Origin of the sequence: Agromyces sp. MMS24-K17, assembly GCF_043950245.1 — a bacterium.
Lineage (GTDB): Bacteria > Actinomycetota > Actinomycetes > Actinomycetales > Microbacteriaceae > Agromyces.
On the sequence record NZ_CP171640.1, the window covers coordinates 1,032,249 to 1,058,769 of the forward strand.

Sequence of the window (26,521 nt, forward strand, 5' to 3'; positions counted from 1 at the left end):
AGCGCGGCGCGGGTCAGGCGGGGCGCCAGCCGCGCGAGCGGAGCGCGCGGGCGGCGTCGGCGATCGCGTGAGCGGTGGCGATGCCCGACCTGGCGCGGACCACGATCCATCCGTGCGCCGCGAGCGCGTTCAGCCGATCGACGTCGCGGGCGAACTGGCGCGCGTCGGTCCGGTGATGGTCGCCGTCGTACTCGAGGAGTACCCGCCACCGCCGGAACACGAGGTCGCCGAACACGACCAGTCCGGGCGCCAGCTCGATCCGGCCGTTGCACTCGGGCTCGGGGAGTCCCGCGGCGATCACGTCGAGCCGCAGCAGGGTCTCACGCCGTGATGCGGCCCCGCGTCGGATGTCCCGTCGCGCGTTCCGTCGTGCGATCGCGCCCCGGCCACCGGCGTGGCGGGCGATCGCCTCGTCGAGCACCTCCTCGGCGACGAGCGGATGCGGCCACCCGAGCAGGCGATCCCCGGCCGCGACCAGGTCGCGATGCGAGAGCGAGCCGGCGACCTGGCACCAGGCATCCGCCGCCGATACGGCGGGCAGTCCGCGCACGCGGCGAGGCACGATGCGTGCGGCGTCGACACGATGGCCGACCACGCCGGCCGCCCGCGGCTCCCGGCCCGCCGTCGCCGCGACGTGGAGGGGGAGCGGATGCCCCGTCGGAAGCGGCAGCCCCCAGAGGCCGGCCGCCGTCGCGTGGCTGAAGAGCTGGTGCTCGCCGAGACGGGGCGCGTACGCGTCGCACCACTCCGCCAGGGTCGCCGGCGCCGAGCCCGAGCGGACTCCGCGGAACGGCGCGGCGAGATCGCGCGCGCGGAGTCGGTGCGGTCGGATGCCTCGCTCCGTCGCCCGGGCGACGGAGAACGGCGCCCACGCGAACTCGTCGGGGAGCGGTGCGGCACGGGTCATCCGCCCAGCGTCGCCGAGACCGAACCGCCGCGGAGGCCGCCCGCGGCCCCCCAGCGCCGCACCGCCACCCGTTCTCCCCTGTGGAGGAGCCGACGAGTGTCCAGTTCGCATCGACTGGGCGTTGCGCGGCCCGCGGGAACTGGACACTCGCGGGGGCTGGTCTGCGGCGCGCCCCTATCGCGACGGACGCGGATGTGGTTGTGTTCGTGCATGACGGGGGATCAGGGCGTTCCGACGCCATTCAACGGCAAGCTCGCGATTCTGCTCGCGATGGCCATGTTCGTGCTCGTGGTCGACACGTCGCTCATGAACGTGTCGATCTCCGCGGTGGTGAAGGACCTCGACACGACGGTCAGCGGAGTCCAGGGCGCCATCGCGCTCGAAGCGCTCGTCTCGGCCGCGTTCATCCTCATCGGCGGCAAGACCGGCGACCTCATCGGGCGCAAGCTCGCCTACATCCTCGGCCTGCTCGGCTACGCGGTCGGCGCGATTGCGATGGTCTTCGCACAGGACCTCAACGCGATCATCATCTTCTGGGCCGTCATCGGCGGCATCGGCGCCTCCCTGCTGCTGCCGTCGATGCAGTCGCTCATCCACGGCAACTTCGAGGGCGAGCACCAGAAGCGCGTGTACGCGCTGGTCGGGGCATCCGCCGCCATCGCCGCCGCCGTCGGCCCCCTGCTCGGCGGCTTCATCACGACGTTCCTCTCGTGGCGCGTCGGCTTCGCCCTGGAGGCCGTGATCATCGCGGTCGTGCTGCTCGGCATCGGACTCGTGAAGGACGTGCCGTACACGGGCGACCGCTCGATCGACCTCGTCGGCGCCCTGCTCTCCGTCATCGGCATGGGCGGCGTCGTGCTGGGCATCCTCGTCTGGCAGGAGGGCGAGGGCCCCGTGCTGGCGCTCATCGCCGTCGGCGTCGTCGGCCTCGTCTCGCTGGTCTGGTGGCTGGTCTCGCGGAAGCGCCGCGGCAAGCCGACCCTGCTCGACCCGGCCCTGTTCGAGTCGAAGCTGTTCCGGTACGGCGCTCGGGGACAGCTGCTGCAGCAGATCGCGCTCGGCGGCACCATGATCGTGCTGCCGATCTACCTGCAGATGGTGCTGGAGTACAACGCCCTCGAGGCGGGCCTGTCGATCGCGCCGCTGTCGCTCAGCATGTTCGCCGTCGCGATCCTCGCCGGCCGTCGTTCGGGAAAGCGCCGCCCGGCCACGCTCATCCTCATCGGCTTCACGCTCGCGGTGATCGGGCTCGTCGTGCTGCTGCCGATCGTGCCGCGCGCCGACTCCGGCTGGTGGCTCACGCTGCCGCTCATCGTCACGGGTGCCGGCTTGGGCCTCCTCGTCTCGCAGCTGAACAACTACACGCTGTCGCCGATCTCCGACGAGCGCGTGAGCGAGGCGGCGGGCGTGAACTCGGCGGCCGGCTCGTTCGGCCTGTCGTTCGGCCTCGCGTTCGCGGGCGCGATCATGCTCGCGACGCTGGCGTTCACCTTCACGGCGCAGTCGGATGCGAGCACGGTGTTCTCCGACCAGGAGAAGTCGCAGGTCGCGGCCGGGCTCGAGGAGAACGCGCAGCTCATGTCGAACACGACCCTCGAGGAGCTGCTCGTCGGCCAGCCGGAGGACGTGCAGGACGAGATCATCCGCATCAACACGGAGGCGCGGCCGTTCGCGTTGCAGGTCGCGCTGCTGGTGCCGATCATCGCGGGCCTGCTCGGCGTGCTCAACGCGCTGCGGATGCGGCGGGCGCCCGATCCGAAGCCGTCGTCGGCCGCGGAGGGCGTGCTCGGCGGATAGCGCCGGCGAGCACGGCGACCGTCGCCGGTCAGCCGACGGGGCTGACCGAGCCGGCGTATGCGGGGACGCTCACGAAGGTGATCCTGCCGTCGGCGAGGATCGCGACCGGGGCGATGCCGTTCGCGGCATCGGGCTGGCCGACGTACGCCCCGGGAACGGGGTCGTCGGTCTGCGTGTACCCGCCGTCCGCGAGGGCGGCGGCCCAGGCCGCCTCGTCGGCGCCGGTCGGGACCTGGGCGACCGCGAGGACGAGGTCGGTCTGCGGCTTGCCCCACGAGCAGGTCAATCCGCCCGCGTCGGCGATGCGGACCTCGACGGGGTCGAAGGGCGTGAACGGCATCGGCTCGAGGCCGTCCGCCGCGAGCTTGGCGTACGCCTCGGGCGTCAGGACCGTGTCGCAGGTCGCGGCGATCGCGGGCGTCTCGCTCGGCGACGCGTCCGGCGTCTCCGAGGCCGATGCGGCGGGCGCCGGGCTCGGTTCAGCGGGTTCGGATGCCACGGGCGCCCCGACGGTGCACCCGGCCAGGCCGAGCGCGAGCACGAGCAGGAGCGGGGCGGCCGCAGCAGCGCGGCGCAGGTCGGGACGGGCCATGGGCCAACGGTAGCGGGCGGCCTTCCGTCGATGATCCGGGACAGCGCTGAGGCGCGGGGGCGCCCGCGGTGGGATCATCGGGTCGTCATCGCTGCCCGAGCGGCCCGCTCAGTCGAGCCGGATCGGCGTGAACGCCGCGTCGTCGACGGTGCCGGCCGGCGCTGCGACGGCTTCGTACCGGGTGCGCACCGTGAGGGCCGAGGCATCCGGATGCGCGTAGAGGTACGTCGCGACCTCCCGGTACTCGGCGAGCCGCCCGTCGGGGACGCGACTCTCGGGCACCGGCGCGCCGCCGACGAGGGCGGCCGCGAGCGCCGTCCAGTACGTGCCGATGCCGCGGAACGACCGCGCCGGTCGTTGCGGCTCGGCGTCGGTGAGCAGGATGTCGTTCGTGGTGCGGGCGCACGCGATCGCCAGGCGCCGGCCGAGTTCGGAGAACTCGGCGAATCCCTCGGCGAGCGCCTCGTACCGGTGCCATCCCGCGGCGCGGACGACGCTTCGGAGCTCGCGCCCCGACCCCGTCACGGCGCCGAACGGCACGTCGAGCGCCGCGGTGAGCACCTGGTCGAGCGTGCGGGAGTCGCCGTCGTACTGGACGAACCGGCCGATGTAGCCGCGCTCGCCGCCGTCCGCCCGCGCGGGCCCCTGCGTGCGCGCCTCCTCGACCTGCCGGCGGATCTGGTCGAGGTTGTCGTCGGCCTGCTCGAGGAGCGCCGCCGAGAGCGCGAACAGCCGGTCGACCTCGCGGGGGAGCTGGCGGGCGGACTTGTAGCGGAAGTCGTGCTCGAGTTCCGACCACGTGTCGGACAGCGCGGTGCGCAGCTGCACCTCGACCTGCGGGGCGTCGGAGGGCGCGTCCGCGTCCCCGTCCGGGACGGTGAGGGTGCCGGCGGTCACGATCGGGTGCGGGGCGGTGCCGGTCGAGGCGATCGATCCCGGGATCCGGCCGACGAACTGCACCGATCGGTACCCGAACGCGTCGATCGGGAGGAGTTCCGACTTGTCGACCCACGAGTCGTCGTCGACGATGAGGGCCTCGCGCACGACCTGCTCCATGGCGGGCAGGTCGCCCTCGAAGTGCGCGACGACGCGCAGGCCGAGGATGTCGCGCACCTCGCGGTCGGGCGCCCGGCGCACCTTGCGCTCGAACGAGTCCCGCGACTTCACGCGCGCCGAGACGTGGAAGTACTTGAAACCTGCGGCTTCGAGCCGCCGGGCGAAGTCGGCCGCGATCCGGCCGCGGAGCCTGCGGTACTGCCGCAGCTCGCGGTCGTACCTGGCGAGTTCCGCGACGACGGCCTGCTCCTCCTGCTCCCGCGCGTCCACAGGGGCAGGCTAGTGCGTCGTCGGGGATGCCGGGTGGAAGCGGCACCGGTGGGAATAGGCGCCGCCGCTGCAAAGTTGAGTCAGGTGAGCTCAAGTTCGGGCACGAGCGACTTGACACGTCACCCGGCCCGATAGACACTTGAGTCGGCAAGGCTCAACCCTTGTCGTCACCTGACTTTCGGCTGCGGGCCAGCACGGCCGGGCCACCAGTCCGAGAACGACCGCCACGGGGCATCCGTGCGGCCCGCATCGGGCAGAAGGAGAAACACACATGTCACGTGCAGTTGGAATCGACCTCGGCACCACCAACTCGGTGGTCTCGGTCCTCGAGGGCGGCGAGCCCGTCGTCATCGCGAACGCGGAGGGCTTCCGCACCACCCCGTCGGTGGTGGCATTCACCAAGGACGGCGAGGTGCTCGTCGGCGAGACCGCGAAGCGCCAGGCCGTCACCAACGTCGACCGCACCATCGCGTCGGTCAAGCGCCACGTCGGCACCGACTGGAAGACCGCCGAGATCGACGGCAAGAAGTACACCCCGCAGGAGATCTCGGCGCGCATCCTGCAGAAGCTCAAGCGCGACGCCGAGCAGTACCTCGGCGACACCGTCACCGACGCCGTCATCACCGTCCCGGCGTACTTCAACGACGCCGAGCGCCAGGCCACGAAGGAGGCCGGCGAGATCGCGGGCCTCAACGTGCTCCGCATCATCAACGAGCCGACCGCGGCCGCGCTCGCCTACGGCCTCGACAAGGGCAAGGAGGACGAGCTCATCCTCGTCTTCGACCTCGGCGGCGGCACCTTCGACGTCTCCCTCCTCGAGGTGGGCAAGGACGACGACTTCTCGACCATCCAGGTCCGTGCGACCGCCGGCGACAACCGCCTCGGCGGCGACGACTGGGACCAGCGCGTCGTCGACTGGCTGATCAAGCGCTTCAAGGAGTCGACCGGCGTCGACGTCTCGAACGACAAGATCGCCCTCCAGCGCCTCAAGGAGGCCGCGGAGCAGGCCAAGAAGGAGCTCAGCTCCTCGATGAGCACCAACATCCAGCTCCCGTACCTCTCGCTCACCGAGAACGGCCCGGCGAACCTCGACGAGAAGCTCACCCGCGCCCAGTTCGAGGACATGACGCGCGACCTGCTCGACCGCACCAAGAAGCCGTTCGAGGACGTCATCCGCGAGGCCGGCATCAAGCTGTCCGACGTGGCGCACGTCGTGCTCGTCGGCGGCTCGACCCGCATGCCCGCGGTCTCCGACCTCGTGAAGCAGGAGACGGGCCAGGAGCCCAACAAGGGCGTCAACCCCGACGAGGTCGTCGCCGTCGGTGCGGCCCTCCAGGCCGGCGTCCTCAAGGGCGAGCGCAAGGACGTGCTCCTCATCGACGTCACCCCCCTGAGCCTCGGCATCGAGACCAAGGGCGGCATCATGACGAAGCTGATCGAGCGCAACACCGCGATCCCGACCAAGCGCAGCGAGACCTTCACGACCGCCGACGACAACCAGCCGTCGGTCGCGATCCAGGTCTTCCAGGGCGAGCGCGACTTCACCCGCGACAACAAGCCGCTGGGCACGTTCGAGCTCACCGGCATCGCCCCGGCGCCGCGCGGCATCCCGCAGATCGAGGTCACCTTCGACATCGACGCGAACGGCATCGTGCACGTGTCCGCGAAGGACAAGGGCACCGGCAAGGAGCAGTCGATGACGATCACGGGCGGCTCGAGCCTCCCGAAGGACGACATCGAGCGCATGGTGCGCGAGGCCGAGGAGCACGCCGCCGAGGACAAGAAGCGCCGCGAGTCGGCCGAGACCCGCAACCAGGCCGAGCAGCTCGTCTACTCGATCGAGAAGCTGATCAAGGACAACGACGACAAGCTCCCCGCCGACGTCAAGTCGGAGGTCCAGGGCGACGTCGACGCGCTGAAGTCCGCGCTCGCGGGTGACGACGACGACGCGGTGAAGACCGCGTTCGAGAAGCTCAACCAGTCGCAGGGCAAGCTCGGCGAGGCGATCTACGCGCAGGGCCAGGCGGATGCCGCGGCCTCCGCCGCCGGCGAGGACGCCAACCCGACCGGCGAGGCCGGGAGCAGCGAGTCCGACGAGGACGTGGTCGACGCCGAGGTCGTCGACGACGAGGACGAGAAGAAGTAGCCATGGCGGGCAAGAACCACGACCAGGACGTGCCGAACGGCGACGAGGGGGCGGAGGTCTCGAGCGAGGCATCCGAGCCCACCGAGCCCACCGAGCTGCCCGACGTGCCCGCTGACGAGGGCGACGACGTGCTCACGGTCGAGGACATCCTGAACGCGGCCGAGGCCGAGGTGCAGGACCCGTCCGACGAGCACCTCGCCGACCTCAAGCGGGTCACCGCCGAGTACGCGAACTACCGGCGCCGCACCGAGCAGAACCGCGAGGTCGAGCGCGAGCGCGCGGTCGGCGCGGCCGTGTCCGTGCTGCTGCCCGTGCTCGACGACCTCGACCGGGCCGAGAAGCACGGCGACCTCGAGGGCGACAGCCCGTTCGCGACGATCGCCGCGAAGCTGCGCGGCGCCGTCGAGAAGCTCGGGCTCGCCCCGTTCGGCGCGGCGGGCGACGTGTTCGACCCGCAGGTGCACGAGGCGATCTTCCAGCAGCCGTCGCCCGACGTGGAGACCGAGACCGTCGCGGACGTGGTGGAGACGGGCTACACGCTCGGCTCGACGCTGATCCGCGTGGCCAAGGTCGTCGTGAAGGTGCCGGCCTAGGAACCACTCCGGTGGTCGAGTAGCGACGGAGTCGCGTATCGAGACCACGCGAGGTCTCGATACGCTCGCTTCGCTCGCTGCTCGACCACCGCAACCAGAACGAATGGAGGTGCCGATGGCCAGTCAGGACTGGTTCGACAAGGACTTCTACCAGGTGCTCGGCGTCTCCAAGGACGCGAGCGACGCCGACATCAAGAAGGCGTACCGCAAGCTCGCACGCAAGTACCACCCCGACCAGAACCCGGGGGATGCCGCGGCCGAGGCGAAGTTCAAGGAGATCAGCGAGGCGCACTCGGTGCTCTCCGACGCCGAGGAGCGCAAGGAGTACGACGCCGTGCGCGCCATGGGCTCCGGCGCCCGGTTCACCGCACCCGGCGGTGGCGGCGCGGGCGGCTTCGAGGACGTCTTCGGCGGCATGTTCGGCCAGGGCGGCGCGGGCGGCGGCCAGCGCTACACCTTCCAGCAGGGCGGCGGCGACTACGACGACCTGCTCGGCGGGCTGTTCGGGGGCGGCCGCTTCGGCCAGTCGACCGGCGGCTACCGCGGCTTCGGCGGGCCCACCCCCGGGCGCGACGTCACGGCCACCACCACGCTCGACTTCATCACCGCGACGCGCGGCGACCAGGTCACGCTCCAGACCGCCGAAGGCAAGCCCATCACGGTCAACGTGCCCGCCGGCGTGGCGGACGGCCAGAAGATCCGCCTGCGCGGGAAGGGGCATCCGTCGCCCGACGGCGGCCAGGCCGGCGACCTCATCCTCACCGTGCACGTGCGCAAGCACCCCGTCTTCGAGCGCGACGGCCTGAACCTCCGCGTGACCGTGCCGGTCACGTTCGAGGAGGCCGCGCTCGGCGCGACCATCCAGGTGCCGACGCTCGGCGGCGACCCCGTGAAGCTGCGCGTCGCCCCCGGCACGCCCAGCGGCCGCGTGCTGCGGGTGAAGGGCCGGGGCGTCGAGACCAAGAAGGGCACCGGCGACCTGCTCGCCGTCGTCCAGATCGCCGTGCCGTCGCACCTGTCGAAGGACGCCGAGGAGAAGCTGCGCGAGTTCGCCGCGCTCCTGCCCGACGAGGACCCGCGCACCGACCTGCTCGCCAGGGCCCGGGGCTGACCTCGTGGACGAGACCAGCCCGCTGTTCGTGATCTCGGTCGCGGCCGAGCTCGCGGGCATGCATCCGCAGACGCTGCGCCAGTACGACCGGCTCGGGCTGGTCTCGCCGAGCCGCACCGCGGGCAAGTCGCGTCGCTACTCGATGCGCGATGTCACGCAGCTGCGCGAGATCGCCCAGCTGTCGGGCGAGGGCGTGAGCCTGGAGGGCATCCGCCGCGTGCTCGGCCTCGAGGACGAGGTGTCGACGCTCCGGCGGCGGGTGCGCGAGCTCGAGGCGGCGCTGGCCGACGAGATGCTCAACCGGCCCGGACGGCGCGTGTTCGCCGCGGGTTCGCACGGCGAGGTCGTCACCATCAAGGCGGGCACGCGGCTGCGCCGCGAGAACGCCGTCGTCGTGTGGCGGCCGCTCGACCGCTGACGCCGGGGGTACCACCCGCGCGGATCCTGGTGGCTCAGCGACCCCAGGCCGAGGCCGGGGCCTCGATGGCCTCGACGGGCCGCGTCGACCAGTGGGTGCCGTTGCCGTAGTGGCTGCCCGCCCACGGCGACGCCCAGATCGCCGCGGCCGTGGCATCGGCGCTGTCGCCGGCCTCGAGCGCCGCCTCGATGGCGTCGTAGAACGAGTAGCGGCGCAGGCTGTCGGCCGCGTAGTAGGCGCCGGTCGCGAGCGTGTCGTAGCTGCCGAGGCCCGATCCGCCGCCCGACCCGTTGCCGTTGTTCAGCGGGTTGTTGCGGTTCCACCAGTTGTCGACGCCGTTCTCCTGGCGCATCCAGCGCAGGATCACGGTGACGTTCGCCTCGGTCACGGGGAATGCGCCGTCGACGAGCACGAGCTTCGCCCAGTCGTGGTTGGTGCCGCCCGCGATGAGCGTCTCGGGGCCGGTCGACGCGGTGTACGAGTCGGTCGAGACGGCCGGCGTCGCGGCCTCTCCGCCGACGCTCACCTGCTGGACGCGGTCGCCGCCGTGCCCGGTCGAGCTCGCCGCGGCGATCAGCGCGGCATCGGTCGGCGGGCCGTCGGGGGCGATCGCGAGCGTCGCGGCGAGGCCGAACACGGCGACGCCGGCGAGCACGCCGGCGAACCGGCGCACGGGACGCAGCGGGCGCGCGGCGGTGGCGCGGCGGCGCCTGCGGCGGGGTCCCTCGGCGGGCGCCGCACCCGGATTCGGTGCGACGCGCGTGCCCCCCGGCTGGATGTGGTCCTGATCCCGCATGCGCGACCGAGGGTAGCAAACGGGGCTGGATGTCTCCATGGAGGCGAATAGCCTTGTCCCCGATGGAATTCACCGCCCTGCGGCGGGAGCCCGACGTCGACGGCACGGGACTCGCCGCCTACGACGCGGCCGACCGGCTGCTCCTCGACGAGGCGGCCGGCGCGCTCGCTGCCGCCGAGCCCGGCACGGTCGTCGTGATCGGCGACACCCACGGCGCCCTCGCGCTCGGCGCGGCATCCGATCACGCGCTCGTCGGCATCCGCGCCCACCAGGACGCCCTGCTCGGCGAGCGGGCGATCACGGCGAACGCGGAGCGGCTCGGCCTCGGCGCAGCCGTGCGCACGCTGCCGCTCGGGCCCGAGCTGGTGTCGGGTGCCCGCGTGGTGCTCCTCCGGCTGCCGCGCTCGCTCGACCAGCTCGACGAGGTCGCGGCGCTCATCGCCGAGCACGCCGATCCTGAGGCGGTCGTGTTCGCCGGGGGGCGGCTCAAGCACATGACCACGGCGATGAACGACGTCCTGCTGCGGCGGTTCGGCCGGCTCGACGTCTCGCACGCGCGGCAGAAGTCGCGCGTGCTCGTCGCGCGCGAGCCGATCCGCCCGCCGGGCGGTCGCGACGACACGGATGCCCCGTGGCCGCGCCGCGCCCACGACGACGCCCTCGACCTCGACGTGGTCGCGCACGCCGGCGCGTTCGCCGGGGCATCCGTCGACATCGGCACGCGATTCCTCATCGAGCAGCTCCCGCACGCGCTCGAGGGCTCCCCGGCGCCCGCCCGCGCGATCGACCTCGCCTGCGGCACCGGCCTCGTGGCCGTCGCCCTCGCGCGCCTGCTCCCCGGCGCCCGCGTGGAGGCGTTCGACCAGTCGGCCGTCGCGGTCGCCAGCGCACGCCTCACCGCGGCGGCGAACGGCGTGGGCGACCGCATCGTCGTCGACCGGGCCGACGGGCTGGAGGCCGTCGGCGACGGCGAGGCCGACCTCGTCGTGCTGAACCCGCCGTTCCATGCGGGCGGCACCATCACGACGGCGCTCGCCGAGCGGCTCTTCGCCGACGCCGGCCGGGCGCTCGCCCCCGGCGGGCGGCTCGTCGCTGTCTGGAACTCGCACCTGCGGTACCGGCCGGTGCTCGAGCGCCACGTCGGCCGCACCCGGCAGGTCGCGCGCGATCCGAAGTTCACGATCACGGCGTCGACCCGCGGCTGAGCCGCGGCCGACTCGCGCGGCTGAGCCGCGGGGGATGCGCACGCCGGGGGATGCATCCTCCCGGCAGTCATGTCAGGCTGGAAGCGTGACCGACACGCTCGAACTGCACGACGTCGACCTCCTGGCCGACGGTGCCGTCGAGCGGTCGTGGCGGGCGATCGTGTGGGACGACCCGGTCAACCTGATGACGTACGTCACCTACGTGTTCCAGAGCTACTTCGGCTACCCCCGCGCCGAGGCCGAGCGGCTCATGCTGCTCGTCCACACCGAGGGGCGGGCCGTGGTGGCCAGCGGCAACCGGGAGGCGATGGAACGGCACGTGCAGGCGATGCACGGCTACGGCCTGCAGGCGACGGTCGTGAAGGGCGAGACGTGATCGTCGCCGGCCGCGACAGCGGCGAGGGGGTGCGGCTCGTCCTCGAGAGCGAGGAGGCGATGCTGCTCTCGGAGCTCGCCGACCAGGTCGACTCGGTGCTGCTGCTCGGTGGCGAGGACGACCCGGCGCTCGGCCGGCTCTTCCCGAACGCCTACCCCGAGGACGCGACCGCGGCCCACGAGTTCACCCGCTACACGCGCGACAGCCTCGTCGACGGCAAGCGGCAGGCCGCGCAGGCCGTGCGCGACGCGACCGCCGTCTCCGGCGACCGCGGGCTCGTCGAGATCGAGCTCGACCAGTCGCAGGCGTGGGGCTGGCTCACCTTCCTCACCGACCTCCGGCTGATCCTCGCCGAGCGGGTCGGCCTCGGCGAGGAGGGCACGCCCGAGGAGGACGAGCAGCGCGACGACTACCTGCGGGCCGCCTACGAATGGGCCGGATTCGTGCAGGGGTCGATGCTCGAGGTGCTCGACCCGATGCCCTGAGGTTTCGCTCGTTCCCCCGCGTGGTTCCGCGTGGCACGATGGTGCCCAAGGCGGCAGGGGGCCGCGAGGGGAGCACCGCATGAGCCGTATCCACACCGCCGGCGCCAGACTCGAGCGGGCCACCCCGCTCTCGAGGATCCTGCAGCGACCGGCCGAGAACGCCGAGTCGCTGGAGTCGGTCGCCCTGATCCTCGGCGCACTGGCGTTCGTGGTCGGCGCCCTCATCGGCACGATCGTATTCTGGGAACGCGACGTGCCGATCTCCGGCCCCGGCTCCATCGGCGAGTTCATCGCCATCACCGGCGGCGTCGTCTCGGTGATCGCGTTCGTGCTCGGACGCGTCGTGCTGCGCTCGCCGAGCGCCGCGCTGCAACGCGAGCTCGGCCAGGGGCTCGCGGTCGACGGCGCGAAGCTGCACTGGTTCGACCTCGGCGCGCTCGCGGTCGCCCACGGCGTGATCGTGCTCCTCACCTGGATCGGCCTGAGCGCGCTGCTCGAGCGCAGCTTCATCGGCGCCGTCGTGTTCACGCTGCCCGCGATCATCCTCGCGGGCGTCGGCCTCGCGGTGAGCGCTTACGTGGTCTTCCTCTCGGCGGCCCGGCTGACGCCCATGCTGCTCTCGCTCGTGCTGGCCGTGTTCCTCGTCGTCGGCGCGCTCGCGAGCATGCTCAGCGCGAGCGACCCGCTGTGGTGGCAGAAGAACCTGTCGGCGCTCGGCATCGGCAACGACGTCTCGGCGCTCGCGTTCAACCTGACGCTCATCATCGCGGGCGCCATCGTCACGATCGTCGCGCGGTACTGCACGGCGGGGCTGCCGACGTCGACGCCGCTGGAGCTGCGTCACCGCAACGCCGTGCGGATCATGCTCGTGCTGATCGGCATCTTCCTCGCCTGCGTCGGGATCTTCCCGGTCGACCAGTTCTTCGCGATCCACAACACGGTCGCGACGGGCATGGCCGTCGTCTACGCGGTCATCGTGATCGGGCTGCCCCGGTTCGTGCCGAGCATGCCGCGCACGTTCGTGTTCCTCGGGTTCGTGTACGTGGGCGTCGTCGTCGTGCTCGGCGTGTTCTTCGCCATCGGGTACTACAACCTCACCGCGGTCGAGCTCGTCGCGGGCGTGTTGATCTTCAGCTGGATCATCCTGTTCCTCCGCAACTCGGGCGCGATGCGGGCCACCGGCGAGGCCGCGGGCGACCTGCCCGACGCGACGGAGGACGCGCCCACCGCTCCCCGCCACGCGGCGGAGGCCCCGGCCTGAGCCTGAGGCGCCCGGCCGACCGGCCGGAACGCGACGGAGGGGCGGATGCCGAAGCATCCGCCCCTCCGTCGCGTGCGCCGGGTCTCAGCTGTGCGAGAGCGCCTTCGCCTTCAGCGCCTCGTACTCCTGCGGCGTGATGCTGCCGGAGTCGAGGAGCGCCTTCGCCTTCGCGATCTCATCCGACGGGCTGGCCGACGTGCCGGCCGTCTGCCGGATGTACGCGTCGGTCGCCTGCTGCACCTGGACGGCCTCCTTCTGCGCTCGCTCGGCCATGCTGTTGCCGCGTGCGATGAGGTACACCAGGGCGGTGATGAACGGGAAGAACAACAGGAAGATGATCCAGACGGCCTTGAGCCACCCGTTCAGCTTGTGGTCGCGGAACAGGTCGGTGATGATCGCGATGACCGCCCACAGGTAGGCGATGAAGGCGAAGATCCAGATCGTCCACCAGACGATCTCCCAGAAGCTCTGCCAGAAGTTCATTGCGGGCCTTTCTCTTCGATTGTGCGGGTCGCCGTCGGTTCCGGTCGGCGGGCGGAGGAGGCGCGCAAGGTGAGGGCCCTGCGACGATCCGGGCGCCGAACGGAGACATGACGGCCGCCTGTGCGGTCGAAGCGCCTCCTGAACATCGATCCCCCCGTTTCGATACTCCTGCGGTCACCCTAGCGTCAACGACGCGCCGGACCGCAGGAAACTCGCGGGATTTCGCGCCGTGGCGGCCACGCGGCGCTACGTTCGACCTGCGGGCGGGAGGAGCGTCGGATGCCGGAGTGGATCGCATCGCTGCAGATCAACGGGTGGACCCTGCTGCTCGCCGCGCTCAGCGTGCTCGCCGGGTGGCTGCTCGGACGCCTCGCCCGCAAGGGCGCCCGCACGCTCCTGGATCGGGTGCCGTCGGTCGGCGAGCCGGTCAAGCTCACCGTGATGCGGATCGTCGAGTACACGATCGTGCTGCTCGGCATCGTGGTCGGGCTCAGCTTCCTCGGCGCCTCGGTGGAGCCGCTCATCGCGGTGGCGATCATCATCGGCGTGGTGCTCGCCCTCGTGCTGCGCGGGGTCGCCGACAACTTCGCCGCCGGCGTCGTCCTGCAGTCCCGGCGGCCGATCGACGTCGGCGACCTGGTGCGCAGCCAGGGCATCGAGGGCGAGGTGATCGAGCTCAACGGCCGCGCGGTCGTCGTGCGCACCTTCGACGGCATGGAGGTGCACCTGCCGAACGCCGACGTGCTCGGCAGTCCGATCGTGAACGAGTCGACCCACGGCGCCCTCCGCAGCGAGCTGGAGGTGCGCGTGGCCCTGGGCGGCGGCGCGGATGTCCCGGCCCGCGTCCGCACGCGGCTGCTCGAGGCGGCCGCGGCGGTGGAGGGCGTGCTCGCCGAGCCGGCACCGATCGTGAGCACGGCCACCCGGGCGCCGGGTCGGGCGATCTACCGAGTGCGCGTCTGGCACCTGCCGAACGCCGGGTTGGGCGTGCGATCGGCCGCCGTCGACGCCCTCGCCGACGCGCTCGCCGCGGATGGGCTCGACGCGGTCGTCACGAGCGATCGGCCCTCGGCGCCGCTGACCTCGCCCGACGCGATCTGACGCGCGGCGCCCGCGTCGTCGTTCCGCGAGCGCCGCACGTACGGCAGGATGAGCGCAGGAACCCGGGGGAAGGGGAGCCGATGCCCGAGAACGAGGAGACGCCGGGCCCGAGCGTCCGCACCTTGGCGTTCATGGCCATCCCGGCCGTCGCCATCGGCATCGTCTCGGCGCTCGTGCTCTGGCTGCTCGACACCGTGTCGGGGCTGCTCGAGGACTGGGTCTGGCAGACGCTGCCCGCGACCTTCGGCGCCGACCAGTCGACGCCGTGGTGGATCTTCATCGTGCTGACCGTCACCGGCGCCGCGGTCGGCCTGGTCGTGCAGTTCGTGCCCGGCCACGCGGGCGAGGACTCGGCCACGACCGAGCTCGCCACGAATCCGCCGAAGCTCTACGTGGTGCCCGGCCTGCTCCTCGCGGTGCTGCTGTCGCTCGCCGGCGGCGTCAGCCTCGGCCCCGAGAACCCGATCATCGCGGTGAACTCCGCGATCGCCGTCGCCGCCCTCGCCCGGCTCGGCGGGAAGATCCCGCAGCCGGTGGTCGTGCTGCTGGCCTCCGCGGCGACGATCGGCGCGCTGTTCGGCACGCCGGTCGCCGCCGCCCTCGTGCTCACCGGCATGGTCGCGGCCGTGAAGGCGCCCGGATCCCTGTGGGACAAGATGTTCCTCCCCCTCACCGCGGCCGGCACGGCGGCGCTCACGATGCACCTGCTGGGCGGGTCGTCGATCGCGTTCGAATTGCCGTCGATGGAGTCGATCGAGCCGATCGACGTGCTCACCGGCGCCGTGGTCGCCGTGGGGGCCGCGCTCGTCGGGATCCTCGCGGCGTGGCTCCTCCCGTTCGTGCACCGTGCGTTCCACGCGCTGAAGTACCCGATCGTCTTCACCACCCTGGGCGGCGCGGTGCTCGGCCTGCTGGGCATCATCGGCGGCCCCATCACCCTCTTCAAGGGGCTCGAGCAGACCGGGGAGCTCCTCGACGACCCGGGCGGCTACACGGCCGGTGAGCTCGCGCTGTTCGCGGCGGTGAAGGTCGTCGCCCTGCTCATCGCCGCGTCGGCCGGGTTCCGCGGCGGCCGGATCTTCCCGACGGTGTTCATCGGTGCGGCCCTGGGGCTCCTCGCGGCGGCGTTGATCCCCGACATGCCCATCTCGCTGGCCGTGGCATCCGCCACCCTCGGCATGACCCTCGCCGCCACCCGCGACGGGTGGATCGCCATCTTCCTGGCGGTCGCCCTCGTCGGCGACGTGGTCGTGCTGCCACTGCTGTGCGTCCTCATCCTGCCGGTGTGGCTCCTCGTCACCCGGGCGCCCAAGCTCGTGGTCAGCACGCCCGACCCGGTCCTGCCCAAGCCGAGCACCGCCCGCTAGGGTCGAGCGCGAGGGGACGCGGGGCGGGTCGACGAGCAGCGTCGACGGACCCGTCCCGGAGACGAAGGGGAAACCGCTTGGGCGCCGTCATCGGGGACATCCTCCCGCTCGCCATCGGCATCGCGATCAGCCCGATCCCGATCATCGCCGCCATCCTGATGCTGCTGTCGCCGAAGGCGAAGGGCACGAGCGTCGGATTCCTGGTGGGCTGGGTGGTCGGCATCCTCGTCGCCGTCACGGTGTTCACCCTGCTGGCCTCGGTGCTCCCCGACGGCGACGACGGGCCGAAGCCGTGGGCCGGCGCGATCAAGGTCCTACTCGGCCTGCTGCTGCTGTTCCTCGCGCTCAAGCAGTGGCGCACGCGCCCGAAGCCGGGGAGGAGCCTCCCATGCCGAAGTGGATGGCCGCCATCGACTCGATGACCGCCGCGAAGGGCGCCGGGCTCGGATTCCTGCTCTCCGCCGTGAACCCGAAGAACCTGATCATGGCCGTCGGCGCGGGCGTCGTCATCGGCGGCTCGGGGCTCACGGGGGGCGAGGCGACCGTCGCCATCGTCGTGTTCACCGTCATCGCCGCGGTGTCGGTCGCGGGACCGGTGATCGCGTACCTCGTCGCGTCGAAGCGGATGGCCGGGCCGCTCGAGTCGCTGCGCGGCTGGCTCGTGCACAACAACGCGACCGTCATGGCGGTGCTGCTGCTCGTCATCGGCGTCGTGCTGGTCGGCAAGGGGATCGGGGACTTCTGACATGACCGCCGACGCCCCCGCCCAGCGCCCGCTCGCGCACGGCACGCGCATCCTCCTCACGACGGCGGCCGCGGTCATCGTGTTCACGGGCATCTGGTTCGCCCGCGACATCCTCGGCCCGGCGGCCGTGGGCGCCGTGATCACGATCATCGCCGCCCCCGTCTACGCGCCGCTGCTGCGGCGCGGCTGGCCCTCGTGGCTCGCGAGCACGGCGGTGGTGGCGGTCGGATGGCTCATCCTCGCGCTGCTCGCGCTGCTGCTGTTCGTGGCGTCGGCCCAGTTCGTGCGGATGCTGCCCGACTACGCCGACGAGTTCCAGGCGACGGCGAAGGCGGTGCAGGAGCAGCTCGCGTCGTGGGGCCTGTCGGACACCGCGTCGGATGCCGCGTCGTCGGTGCTCTCCCCGGACGTGCTGCTCGGCTTCGCCGCGTCGGTCGCCGACGCGGTGCTCGGCATCGCCGTCGCGTTCTTCTTCATCTTCGGGTACGTCATCTTCATGGCCGGCGACGCGGCTCGCTTCGCCCGGCTCGGCGTGGTCTTCGGCGCGGGCGAGCCCGACGGCATCGGGCGGCGGTACTTCCAGGGGGTGCGCCGCTACTACGTGGTGAACGCGACCTTCGGCGCGATCGTCGCCGTGCTCGACGGCCTGCTGCTGTGGGCGCTGGGCATCCCGATCCCGCTGGTGTGGGCGATCCTCGCGTTCGTCACGAACTTCGTGCCGAACATCGGCTTCGTGCTCGGCGTCATCCCACCGGCCGTGCTCGCCCTGGTCGTCGGCGGCTGGCCGCTCGCCCTCACGGTGCTGCTCGCCTACTGCGCGATCAACGTCGTGCTGCAGGTGCTGGTGCAGCCGAAGTTCGTGAGCGACGCCGTCGACCTCAGCCTCACGCTGTCGTTCTTCTCGGTCGTGTTCTGGGCGTTCGTGATCGGGCCGGTCGGCGCGATCCTGTCGATCCCACTGACGCTGCTCGTGCGGGCGCTGCTGATCGAGCCCGATGCGCGCGCGACCGCGCTGCGCCGCCTCACCGGGAACGCCGCACCACCGCCGGCGCCCGCCGTCGCGGTAACGGCGGCATCGGCGAGGTCGGAAGCGCCGGAGGCGTCGGCCGACACGCCCGAACTCCCGCCGAAGCAGACGTAGCCCACCGAGGCGTTGCGGCGGTACGGTTCAAGCGTCGGCAGGGGGAGGTCGCGATGTGGTTCGGACGGAAGCAGGCGGCCGGAGGGGCTGACGCGCCATCGAGCGGGGCCGAGGTCGCCGAGCAGGTCGCCGCGGTCAACGCGTCGGTGAAGGGCAGCCACCGCGCGGCCTTCATCATGCTCGGGCTCGGCGGTGCCACGGTCGCGGCGATCGGCCTGCACTCGATCGCCGACATCTTCACCGCGTCGTTCTTCGCGCTGGTGCTCACGATCTGCGTGTACCCGCTGCGTCGGGGGCTCGAACGTCGCGGCGTGCCGCGCGGCGTCGCCACGGTCGGCGTGCTCGTCGCGGTGATCCTGCTGCTCGGCGGCTTCTTCGGCGCCCTCTTCATCGCGTTCGCGCAGTTCCTGACCCTGCTGCCCGACTACCTGCCGCAGTTCGAGGCGTGGGGCCAGGACCTCGCGGCCTGGCTCGAGAGCCTCGGCGTCGGGCAGGACCAGGTGAACGCGATCCTCGGGTCGTTCGACCCGGGCGCCGTGCTCGACGCCCTCGGCGGCGTGCTCGGCAGCGCTGCCGGCTTCATCGGGGCGGCCGTGGTGCTGCTGACGATGCTCATCCTGATGGCCGTCGACTCGTCGTACTCGTCGACGCTCCTCGCCCAGCTGCACACCCGCAAGCCGGCGCTCGCCGAGGCGCTCGGGGCGTACGGCTTCGGCGTGCGCCGCTACATGGTCGTGACGACGGTGCTCGGCGCCGCGCAGGGCATCGTGAACTGGATCGCCCTCGCACTGCTCGGCATCCCGGGTGCGGCCCTCTGGGGCATGCTCTCGTTCCTGTGCAGCTTCATCCCGAACATCGGCTACTTCATCGCGCTGATCCCGCCGCTCGTGTTCGGCGCGCTGGTCGGGGGATGGCCGTTGGTGGTCGCCGTGATCGTGGTCTACGGCATCATCAACGGCATCATCCAGTCGGTCATCCAGCCGCGCGTCGTCGGCAACGCCGTCTCGCTCAGCCAGACGCTGACGTTCTTCTCGGTGCTGTTCTGGGCGGTCGTGCTCGGCCCGTCGGGCGCGATCCTCGCGATCCCGCTCACGTTGCTGGTGCGGATGCTCCTCGTCGACTCCGATCCGCGTGCCGCGTGGATCCGGCCGGCGATCGGCGACCTCGAGACGACGAAGGCGGCCATGGACGCCGAGGACGTCGCGAAGAAGGCCGAGCGGCGCAGCCGGAAGCATCCGGAGCCGGCGGATGCCCCGCCCGACGCCGACGCGGCGGTGCCGGCCGCGGCCGGCGACGCCTGACGCGACGTCCGCCCCACCGCCGGGTCCGGCCGGGCGGCCGGTCAGGGCGCGACCGCGTCCACCCGCCCGCTCGAGATCGCCTCGAGCAGCGCCGCGTGGTCGCGCTCGGTGCGATCGGCGTACTGCGTCGAGAACTCGAGGAGCGAGCCCGCGAACTCGCGGCCGTCGCCGAGGTACCCGCTGATGACCGCCGCGTCGCCGCCGCGCGCGTGCGCCCGGGCGAGCACGATGCCGCAGTACTCGGCGTACATGCGCATCGTCTGCCGCTCCTGCTTCTCGGGTTCCGCCGACCCCTTCCAGTCGCGGAACTGCCGCACGTAGAAGTCGCGCTGCTGCCCGTCGACGCCCTCGCCGCTGGTCCAGCCGAGCAGCACGTCGCCGAACGCCTGCATGCGCCGCTGGCCGTGCACGACCCGCTCACCCTGGTGTCGGAAGGCGCTCGGCCGGTTCGGGTCCTCGAGCACCGACCGCTGCGCCTCCTTCGCCTGGAGCACGAGCACGTCGCGCTTGCCGTTGCCGATGAGCAGCACCACCCAGGCGCGGGTGCCGACGCTGCCGACGCCGACGACCTTCATCGCGACGTCGACGATGCGGAACCGGTTCAGGATGTGCTGGTTGGCGGGCGTGAGCGAGTCGCGGTAGGAGTCGAACAGCGCCTCCACGCGGGCCTCGGCGCGCGGCTCGTCGATCCCCTGGTGGGCGGCGAGCTCGCGCAGCGGCACGAGGATGGGGGGGTCGGTGCGGAAGCGGTAGTCGGCGCCGACCCGCTCGGCCAGGCGGTCGACCGCGTCGGCGCTGTTGCGGCGGCGGGTCTTCGCGATCGCCTTCGCGACCCGATCGGCCGCCTCGGGCCGCAGTTCGCCGGTGACGCGGGCGAGCAGCGCGTCCACGTCGAGGCGTGCGGTTGCCAGCTCGAGCACGGGCGTGCGGGAGGCCTCGTCCATCGCGATGGCGTACGAGAGCACGAGCTGGCTCACGATGCGGGCGCGCTGTTCCGGCGTGAAGCCGCGCGCACGGCCGGCGATCTCGAAGCTCGCCGCCATGCGCTTGACGTCCCACTCGAACGGGCCCGGTGCGGTCTCGTCGAAGTCGTTGAGGTCCATCAGCAGCGCCCGCTCGGGCGACGCGAACATGCCCACGTTCGACAGGTGGGCGTCGCCGCAGAGCTGGGTGACGATGCCGGAGTCGGGGACCTCGCGCAGGTCGGTGGCCATGATGGCCGCCGCGCCCCGGTAGAACGCGAACGGCGAGGCCGCCATGCGCCCGTGCCGGAGCGCGAGCAGCTGCGCGACGCGGGTGGTGCCCTGCTCCTCGATGATCGCGACGGGGTCGCGGTCGGCCGGCGCCAGCTGCGCGTGGGCGGCGATCGGATGCTTCGCCCGGGCCGCGACGCCTGCGGCGCGGCGCTCGGCTCGCGGCGGGGTGCCCGCCGGCTCGGGCCGGACCGAGGTTCCGACGGTGGGTTCCGACCTGGTGTCCATGACCGCTCCTGCCCCCCGGCGTCGTTCGCGCACGAGTCACGATGCGCCTGAATGATACGTCTCGGGACGACCTCCGAGGTAGCGCCACGACGGGGCGCGGGCCGGTGTGTCGCGAACCCTTCCGCCGGGGACCCGCGCGGTCTAGTCTCATCGTGTCGAAGGGGGACAGATTGGCAGAGTTCGAATACGGCCCGGTCGAGATCGTGGTCGTGGGATTTCCCGGCGAGAAGCCCGATGCAGGAACGCTCGGGGCGATCGCGGATCTGGTGGAGGCGGGTGACATCCGCCTGATCGATGCGGTGTTCGTCTCACGCGATGCCGAGGGCAACATCGAGGCGACCGAGATCGAGGACCTCGGCGACGAGGTGGACATCATCGACATCACCCTCGAGGCGAGCGGCCTCGTGGGCGAGGACGACCTCACCGACCTCGCGGACGCGATCCCGCCGGGCACGTCGGCGGCGCTGCTCGCGATCGAGCTGCTGTGGGCGAAGAACCTCGCCTCGCGATTCGCGGAGTCGGGCGGCATCGTGCTCCAGTCGGAGCGCATCCCGGCGCCGATCGTGAACGCGGTGCTCGCCGAGGCGGAGGCCGAGGCCGAGGCCGGCGACGACGCGGCCGAGCTGCGCGGATAACAACCAGTACCGGGGAAGAAGGGGGAAGAACATGCCAGGTTTCAGGAGGGTCGGACGACCCGGACTCGTGGGGCTCGCCGCACGCACCGCGGTCGTCGCGGGCACGGCCACCGCCGTGTCGGGCGGCATGCAGCGTCACCAGCAGCAGAAGGCCCAGGACCAGTGGGAGCAGGAGCAGTACGAGGCCCAGCAGCAGCAGGCCGCGATGCAGGCCGCGGCCCAGCAGGCCGTCGCCCAGCAGCAGGCCCAGGCCGCAGCGGCAGCACCGCCGCCCGCTGCGGCGGCGCCGGCCGGTGGCGTCGACGTGGTCGCCGAACTGCAGAAGCTCGCGGGCCTGCAGCAGCAGGGCATCATCACGCCTGAGGAGTTCGCTGCGGCGAAGGCGAAACTGCTGTCGTGACGGCTGCATCGGAGCCGACCGCCCGGACGAAGGAAGCGAACGCGGCGGTCGGCTCCGCGTTGCCCTTCGACGACACGCAGGACTTCGAGGACGCGAAGCGCGGCTTCATCGCCACGCTCGACGAGTTCCCAGATGTCCTGCCCAACGGGGCTCCCGTGTGGAGCCTCGCCAAGTTCGACTTCCTGAAGTCCGACGACGTGCCCGACACGGTGAACCCGAGCCTCTGGCGCCAGGCGCAGCTCAACCTCGTGAACGGGCTGTTCGAGGTCGTGCCCGGCGTGTACCAGGTGCGCGGGTTCGACCTGTCGAACATCACGTTCGTGGAGGGCGAGACGGGCGTCATCGCGATCGACCCGCTGATCACGCCCGAGATGGCGTCGCACGCGTGGGAGCTCTACCGCCGCGAGCGGGGGAGCGCCCGCTGGTCGCGGTCATCTACACGCACAGCCACATCGACCACTACGGCGGCGTGAAGGGCATCACCACCGAGGAGGACGTCGCGTCCGGGCGTGTGCAGGTGATCGCGCCGGAGGGCTTCCTCGAGGAGGCCGTGAGCGAGAACGTGTACGCGGGCAACGCGATGGCCCGCCGCGCGATCTTCCAGTACGGCCCGCTGCTGCCGGCCGGGCCGACGGGCGCGATCGATGCCGGCCTCGGCAAGTCGACCTCGATCGGCCAGTCGACGCTGATCCCGCCGACGCTCGAGATCCGCGAGACCGGCGAGCGCCACACCGTCGACGGCGTCGAGATGGAGTTCTTCATGGCGCCGGGCACGGAGGCGCCGAGCGAGATGCTCATCTGGTTCCCGAAGTGGAAGCTGCTGGACTCGGCCGAGGACGTCACCCACACCCTGCACAACCTCTACACGCTCCGCGGTGCGCAGGTGCGCGATGCGAAGACGTGGTGGAAGGTGCTGCACGGGCTGATCGGCCGCTACGGCGACGACGTCGAGGTGATCATCGCCCAGCACCACTGGCCGGTGTGGGGCAACGGGCGGATCGTCGACCTGATCGAGCACCAGCGCGACCTCTACAAGTACCTCCACGACCAGGTGCTGCACCTGGCGAACCAGGGGTTCACCATGGTCGAGATCGGCGAGCAGCTCGAACTGCCCGACGGCATCGCCCTGAAGTGGGCGAACCGCGGGTACTACGGGTCGGTGAACCACAACGCGAAGGCCGTGTACCAGCGCTACCTCGGCTGGTACGACGCGAACCCGTCGCACCTGTGGTCGCTGCCGCCGGTCGAGGGGGCCCGCAAGGAGGTCGAGTACATGGGCGGCGCGGACGCCGTGCTCGAGCGCGCCCGTCGCGACTTCGAGGCGGGCGAGTACCGCTGGGTCGCCGAGGTCGCGAGCAAGGTCGTGTACGCCGATCCCCGCAACGCCGAGGCCAGGGAGCTCAACGCCGCGGCGCTCGAGCAGCTCGGGTTCCAGCAGGAGAACCCGACCTGGCGGAACGCCTTCCTCCACGGCGCGTACGAGTTGCGCAACGGCGTCCCGCAGATCGCGCTCGGCGTGGCTTCGCCCGACACGGTGGCCGCGATGACGCCCGAGATGCTCCTCGACTACGTCGGCATCCGGCTCGACGGCCCGGCCGCGGCATCCGAGCACCGGCGCATCCGCTGGGAGCTGGGCGGCGACCGCGCCTTCCTGCTGGAGCTGCGCAACGGCGTGCTCATCTACACCGAGCTCGGCCTCGGCGACCATCCGGAGGTCGACGCGACCCTCACGGCATCGAAGGCCGACTTCGCCGCCGTCGTGATGGGGGCGCAGAGCGTGGAGGAGGCCCGCGAGGCCGGAACCTTCCACGTCGAGGGGGATGACTCGGCGGGCGTGCTGTTCGGCCTGCTGAGCACCTTCCCGCCGTTGTTCAACATCATCGAGCCCTGACCGAGCGTCGACGAGGACGACGGAGGGGGAGCGGGCGTCGCCCGCTCCCCCTCCGCATGCCGCCCGGAGCGCCTACGCCTCGGCGCGCGTGAGCAGGAACACCGGGATCAGCCGGTCGGTCTTCACCTGGTAGCCGTCGTAGTCGGGCCAGGTCTCGTTCGCGCGGCGCCACCAGGCCTCGCGCTCCTCGCCGGCGAGCTCGCGCGCGACGTAGTCGTGCTTCTCGGCGCCGTCCTGCAGTTCGACGTGCGGGTTCGCGACGAGGTTCCAGTACCACTTCGGGTGGTCGGCGGCACCGCCCTTCGAGGCGACGACGGCGTACTCGCCGTCGTGCTCGACGCGCATGAGCGCGGTCTTGCGGAGCTTCCCGCTCTTCGCGCCGAGCGTGGTCAGCACGATGATGGGGCGTCCTCGCAGCAGGTTCGCCTCGGCGCCCTCGGTGGCCTCGAACTGCTCGGCCTGCTTGCGCGCCCAGTCGGCGGTGCTCGGTGCGTACTCTCCCTGCAGCGGCATGGCGCTCCTCCCGTGATCGATTCCAAGGTCTCCTCAACCCAACGCATCGCGCGCGTCGGGGCATTCCCGACCGGGGGTGACAGGCCCGGGGCATCCGTCTACCGTGAACCCCGTGGGGGAATATCCACGCGAATCCTGAAGTTGAGTCGAGTAGGCTCAAGTTTGAACGAAAGGATTGCCTGTGGCCAACATGCAGGGCGCGCCGAGCTCGCAGGAGGAGCAGAAGTCGGCGCTCGAACAGTTCGGCGTCGACCTCACCGCACTCGCGAAGGCGGGCAAGCTCGACCCGGTGATCGGCCGCGACTCGGAGATCCGCCGGGTCAGCCAGGTGCTCACGCGCCGCACCAAGAACAACCCCGTGCTCATCGGCGAGCCCGGCGTCGGCAAGACCGCCGTCGTCGAGGGGCTCGCGCAGCGCATCGTCGCCGGCGACGTCGCCGAGAGCCTGAAGGGCAAGCGGCTCGTCTCGCTCGACATCTCCGCGCTCGTCGCGGGCGCCATGTACCGCGGCCAGTTCGAGGAGCGCCTGAAGAGCGTGCTCAAGGAGATCGACGAGTCCGAGGGCGAGATCATCACCTTCGTCGACGAGCTGCACCTGCTCATGGGCGCCGGCGGCGGCGAGGGCTCGGTCGCGGCATCCAACATGCTGAAGCCGATGCTGGCGCGCGGCGAGCTGCACCTCATCGGCGCGACCACCTTGAACGAGTACCGCGAGTACATCGAGAAGGACGCCGCCCTCGAGCGGCGCTTCCAGCAGGTCTACGTCGGCGAGCCGAGCGTCGAGGACACGATCGCGATCCTCCGCGGGCTGAAGGGCCGCTACGAGGCCCATCACGGCGTCACCATCTCCGATGCCGCGCTGGTCGCCGCTGCGAGCCTGTCGAACCGCTACATCTCGGCCCGCCAGCTGCCCGACAAGGCGATCGACCTCGTCGACGAGGCCATGAGCCGGCTCAAGATGGAGATCGACTCGAGCCCCGTCGAGATCGACCAGCTCAAGCGCGAGGTCGACCGGATGAAGCTCGAGGAACTCGCCCTCAAGAAGGAGAAGGACGACGCCTCGAAGGAGCGGCTCGCGAAGCTCCGCGAGAACCTCGTCGTGAAGGAGCGCGACCTCATCGGACTCCAGCAGCGGTGGGACCGCGAGCGGATGGGCCTGAACCGGGTCGGCGAGCTGAAGAAGCGGCTCGACGAGACCATCACCGAGCGCGACCTGGCGCTGCGCGCCGGCGACTACGCGCGCGCCTCGAAGCTCGAGTACGAGACCATCGCCCAGCTCCAGCGCGACATCGTCGCCGCCGAGCAGGCCGAGGCCGCGCCCGACGAGCCGCGCATGGTGAACGAGCTCGTCACCGAGGAGGACATCGCCGCCGTCATCTCCGCGTGGACGGGCATCCCCGTCGGCCGCCTCATGCAGGGCGAGATGGAGAAGCTGTTGCACCTCGAATCGGAGCTCGCGCGACGCCTCATCGGCCAGCGGCCCGCGGTCGCGGCCGTCGCCGACGCGGTGCGGCGCTCGCGCGCCGGTCTCAGCGACCCGAACCGGCCCACCGGCTCGTTCCTGTTCCTCGGGCCGACCGGTGTCGGCAAGACCGAGCTGGCGAAGGCGCTCGCCGAGTTCCTCTTCGACGACGAGCACGCCATGGTGCGCATCGACATGAGCGAGTACGGCGAGAAGTTCTCCGTCTCGCGGCTCGTCGGCGCGCCTCCCGGGTACGTGGGCTACGACCAGGGCGGGCAGCTCACCGAGGCCGTGCGGCGGCGCCCGTACTCGGTGATCCTCTTCGACGAGGTCGAGAAGGCCCACCCCGAGGTGTTCGACGTGCTGCTGCAGGTGCTCGACGACGGTCGCCTCACCGACGGGCAGGGCCGCACGGTCGACTTCCGCAACACGATCCTCATCCTCACCTCGAACCTCGGGTCGCAGTACCTGATCGACCCGACGCTGTCGTGGGACGAGAAGGAGCAGGCCGTGCAGCAGACGGTGCGCCAGGCCTTCAAGCCCGAGTTCGTGAACCGCCTCGACGACATCGTCGTGTTCTCGGCGCTCAGCGAGCAGGAGCTCGCCGAGATCGTGAACCTCTACATCGATCGGCTGGGCGCGCGCCTGCACGAGCGCCGGCTCGAGCTCGGGGTCACGCCCGATGCGCGGGCCTGGCTCGCCGAGCGCGGCTACGACCCGCTGTACGGCGCGCGTCCGCTGCGCCGGCTCATGCAGAAGGAGATCGACGACCGGCTCGCGCGCGCCCTGCTCTCGGGCGAGGTGCGCGACGGCGACGCGGTCGTCGTCGGCCTCGCGGCCGACGGCACGGCCCTCACGGTCTCGCGCGGCGAGCCGGTGCAGGAGCCCGGCGCGTCGGGTGCGACGGGCGGGGCGGATGCCTCGGGCGAACCGGATGCACCGGACGACGACGTGGTCGACGCGGAGGTCGTCGAGTAGGCGGAGCTCA

General features: G+C 71.7%; 25 protein-coding genes and 1 pseudogene. 19 read left to right on the plus strand and 7 right to left on the minus strand.

Going from position 1 to position 26,521, the window contains the following annotated elements:
- Window positions 1–13: 13 nt before the first annotated feature.
- Window positions 14–907, minus strand: coding sequence for a hypothetical protein (locus tag ACGGZK_RS04630; protein ID WP_395245088.1), 894 nt, complete (start codon window positions 905–907; stop codon window positions 14–16).
- A gap of 210 nt (window positions 908–1,117) precedes the next feature.
- Here ACGGZK_RS04630 and ACGGZK_RS04635 point away from each other — a divergent pair, with 210 nt between their 5' ends.
- Window positions 1,118–2,704: an MFS transporter gene (locus ACGGZK_RS04635; RefSeq protein WP_395245089.1), complete on the plus strand. Its 1,587-nt coding sequence runs from the start codon at window positions 1,118–1,120 to the stop codon at window positions 2,702–2,704.
- Window positions 2,705–2,732: 28 nt separating this feature from the next.
- Here the strand turns inward: ACGGZK_RS04635 and ACGGZK_RS04640 are convergent, their stop codons facing one another.
- Entirely contained in the window at window positions 2,733–3,296 is a 564-nt protein-coding gene (locus ACGGZK_RS04640; protein ID WP_395245090.1) for a hypothetical protein, read from the minus strand.
- Window positions 3,297–3,404: 108 nt separating this feature from the next.
- Window positions 3,405–4,622 carry a GTP pyrophosphokinase family protein gene (locus ACGGZK_RS04645; protein WP_395245091.1) on the minus strand — a complete coding sequence of 406 codons (1,218 nt, stop codon included), beginning with the start codon at window positions 4,620–4,622 and terminating at the stop codon, window positions 3,405–3,407.
- Window positions 4,623–4,893: 271 nt separating this feature from the next.
- Here ACGGZK_RS04645 and dnaK point away from each other — a divergent pair, with 271 nt between their 5' ends.
- The 4 genes from dnaK to ACGGZK_RS04665 all read left to right on the plus strand — a co-directional run bounded on the left by dnaK (window position 4,894) and on the right by ACGGZK_RS04665 (window position 8,890).
- On the plus strand, window positions 4,894–6,768 hold the full coding sequence (gene dnaK / locus ACGGZK_RS04650; RefSeq protein WP_395245092.1) for a molecular chaperone DnaK: 1,875 nt from the start codon (window positions 4,894–4,896) through the stop codon (window positions 6,766–6,768).
- A gap of 2 nt (window positions 6,769–6,770) precedes the next feature.
- Window positions 6,771–7,361, plus strand: a complete 591-nt coding sequence (locus ACGGZK_RS04655; RefSeq protein WP_395245093.1) for a nucleotide exchange factor GrpE — start codon at window positions 6,771–6,773, stop codon at window positions 7,359–7,361.
- Window positions 7,362–7,476: 115 nt separating this feature from the next.
- A complete protein-coding gene (locus ACGGZK_RS04660) occupies window positions 7,477–8,472 on the plus strand; it encodes a DnaJ C-terminal domain-containing protein (protein ID WP_395245094.1) in 996 nt (331 codons plus the stop codon).
- A 4-nt stretch (window positions 8,473–8,476) separates the two neighbouring features.
- A complete protein-coding gene (locus ACGGZK_RS04665) occupies window positions 8,477–8,890 on the plus strand; it encodes a heat shock protein transcriptional repressor HspR (protein ID WP_395245095.1) in 414 nt (137 codons plus the stop codon).
- A 34-nt stretch (window positions 8,891–8,924) separates the two neighbouring features.
- Here the strand turns inward: ACGGZK_RS04665 and ACGGZK_RS04670 are convergent, their stop codons facing one another.
- Window positions 8,925–9,686 (minus strand): hypothetical protein, encoded by a 762-nt coding sequence (locus tag ACGGZK_RS04670; protein WP_395245096.1) that lies wholly within the window; start codon window positions 9,684–9,686, stop codon window positions 8,925–8,927.
- 62 nt (window positions 9,687–9,748) lie between these two features.
- Between ACGGZK_RS04670 and ACGGZK_RS04675 the strand changes: the two genes are divergently transcribed.
- The 4 genes from ACGGZK_RS04675 (at window position 9,749) to ACGGZK_RS04690 (ending at window position 13,013) form a co-directional block, all read left to right on the plus strand.
- A complete protein-coding gene (locus ACGGZK_RS04675; protein ID WP_395245097.1) occupies window positions 9,749–10,891 on the plus strand; it encodes a class I SAM-dependent methyltransferase in 1,143 nt (380 codons plus the stop codon).
- Between the two features lie 85 nt (window positions 10,892–10,976).
- Window positions 10,977–11,267: an ATP-dependent Clp protease adapter ClpS gene (clpS, locus tag ACGGZK_RS04680; RefSeq protein WP_395245098.1), complete on the plus strand. Its 291-nt coding sequence runs from the start codon at window positions 10,977–10,979 to the stop codon at window positions 11,265–11,267.
- The gene (locus ACGGZK_RS04685; protein WP_395245099.1) at window positions 11,264–11,752 is read left to right on the plus strand and encodes a DUF2017 family protein; all 489 of its coding nucleotides are present in this window, start codon (window positions 11,264–11,266) and stop codon (window positions 11,750–11,752) included. The genes clpS and ACGGZK_RS04685 overlap by 4 nt, the downstream gene beginning before the upstream one ends.
- 79 nt (window positions 11,753–11,831) lie before the next feature.
- Window positions 11,832–13,013 carry a hypothetical protein gene (locus tag ACGGZK_RS04690; protein WP_395245100.1) on the plus strand — a complete coding sequence of 394 codons (1,182 nt, stop codon included), beginning with the start codon at window positions 11,832–11,834 and terminating at the stop codon, window positions 13,011–13,013.
- 84 nt (window positions 13,014–13,097) lie between these two features.
- Here the strand turns inward: ACGGZK_RS04690 and ACGGZK_RS04695 are convergent, their stop codons facing one another.
- On the minus strand, window positions 13,098–13,496 hold the full coding sequence (locus ACGGZK_RS04695) for an SHOCT domain-containing protein (RefSeq protein WP_395245101.1): 399 nt from the start codon (window positions 13,494–13,496) through the stop codon (window positions 13,098–13,100).
- A gap of 279 nt (window positions 13,497–13,775) precedes the next feature.
- Between ACGGZK_RS04695 and ACGGZK_RS04700 the strand changes: the two genes are divergently transcribed.
- The 5 genes and pseudogenes from ACGGZK_RS04700 to ACGGZK_RS04720 all read left to right on the plus strand — a co-directional run bounded on the left by ACGGZK_RS04700 (window position 13,776) and on the right by ACGGZK_RS04720 (window position 19,151).
- Window positions 13,776–14,597, plus strand: a complete 822-nt coding sequence (locus ACGGZK_RS04700) for a mechanosensitive ion channel family protein (RefSeq protein ID WP_395245102.1) — start codon at window positions 13,776–13,778, stop codon at window positions 14,595–14,597.
- 80 nt (window positions 14,598–14,677) lie between these two features.
- The gene (locus ACGGZK_RS04705) at window positions 14,678–15,964 is read left to right on the plus strand and encodes an ion channel protein (protein ID WP_395245103.1); all 1,287 of its coding nucleotides are present in this window, start codon (window positions 14,678–14,680) and stop codon (window positions 15,962–15,964) included.
- A 158-nt stretch (window positions 15,965–16,122) separates the two neighbouring features.
- A pseudogene (locus ACGGZK_RS04710) lies at window positions 16,123–16,709 on the plus strand (GAP family protein).
- Window position 16,710: 1 nt separating this feature from the next.
- Window positions 16,711–17,850 (plus strand): AI-2E family transporter, encoded by a 1,140-nt coding sequence (locus ACGGZK_RS04715; protein WP_395245104.1) that lies wholly within the window; start codon window positions 16,711–16,713, stop codon window positions 17,848–17,850.
- Between the two features lie 53 nt (window positions 17,851–17,903).
- On the plus strand, window positions 17,904–19,151 hold the full coding sequence (locus tag ACGGZK_RS04720) for an AI-2E family transporter (RefSeq protein ID WP_395245105.1): 1,248 nt from the start codon (window positions 17,904–17,906) through the stop codon (window positions 19,149–19,151).
- A 41-nt stretch (window positions 19,152–19,192) separates the two neighbouring features.
- Here the strand turns inward: ACGGZK_RS04720 and ACGGZK_RS04725 are convergent, their stop codons facing one another.
- Complete coding sequence (locus ACGGZK_RS04725) at window positions 19,193–20,632, minus strand: DUF2252 domain-containing protein (RefSeq protein ID WP_395245106.1); 1,440 nt, start codon at window positions 20,630–20,632, stop codon at window positions 19,193–19,195.
- 170 nt (window positions 20,633–20,802) lie between these two features.
- On the opposite strand from ACGGZK_RS04725, the gene ACGGZK_RS04730 reads away from it, so the two are divergent.
- The 4 genes from ACGGZK_RS04730 to ACGGZK_RS04745 are packed head-to-tail and all read left to right on the plus strand — an operon-like array spanning window position 20,803 to window position 23,558.
- Window positions 20,803–21,267 (plus strand): DUF6325 family protein, encoded by a 465-nt coding sequence (locus ACGGZK_RS04730; RefSeq protein ID WP_395245107.1) that lies wholly within the window; start codon window positions 20,803–20,805, stop codon window positions 21,265–21,267.
- A 31-nt stretch (window positions 21,268–21,298) separates the two neighbouring features.
- The gene (locus ACGGZK_RS04735) at window positions 21,299–21,667 is read left to right on the plus strand and encodes an SHOCT domain-containing protein (RefSeq protein WP_395245108.1); all 369 of its coding nucleotides are present in this window, start codon (window positions 21,299–21,301) and stop codon (window positions 21,665–21,667) included.
- Window positions 21,664–22,140: a hypothetical protein gene (locus ACGGZK_RS04740; protein ID WP_395245109.1), complete on the plus strand. Its 477-nt coding sequence runs from the start codon at window positions 21,664–21,666 to the stop codon at window positions 22,138–22,140. The genes ACGGZK_RS04735 and ACGGZK_RS04740 overlap by 4 nt, the downstream gene beginning before the upstream one ends.
- Complete coding sequence (locus ACGGZK_RS04745) at window positions 22,053–23,558, plus strand: alkyl/aryl-sulfatase (RefSeq protein ID WP_395245110.1); 1,506 nt, start codon at window positions 22,053–22,055, stop codon at window positions 23,556–23,558. Before ACGGZK_RS04740 ends, ACGGZK_RS04745 begins: the two co-directional genes overlap by 88 nt.
- A gap of 72 nt (window positions 23,559–23,630) precedes the next feature.
- Here the strand turns inward: ACGGZK_RS04745 and ACGGZK_RS04750 are convergent, their stop codons facing one another.
- Window positions 23,631–24,071, minus strand: a complete 441-nt coding sequence (locus tag ACGGZK_RS04750; protein ID WP_395245111.1) for a nitroreductase family deazaflavin-dependent oxidoreductase — start codon at window positions 24,069–24,071, stop codon at window positions 23,631–23,633.
- A gap of 190 nt (window positions 24,072–24,261) precedes the next feature.
- Here ACGGZK_RS04750 and ACGGZK_RS04755 point away from each other — a divergent pair, with 190 nt between their 5' ends.
- Window positions 24,262–26,511 carry an ATP-dependent Clp protease ATP-binding subunit gene (locus ACGGZK_RS04755; protein ID WP_395246039.1) on the plus strand — a complete coding sequence of 750 codons (2,250 nt, stop codon included), beginning with the start codon at window positions 24,262–24,264 and terminating at the stop codon, window positions 26,509–26,511.
- Window positions 26,512–26,521 lie beyond the last annotated feature (10 nt).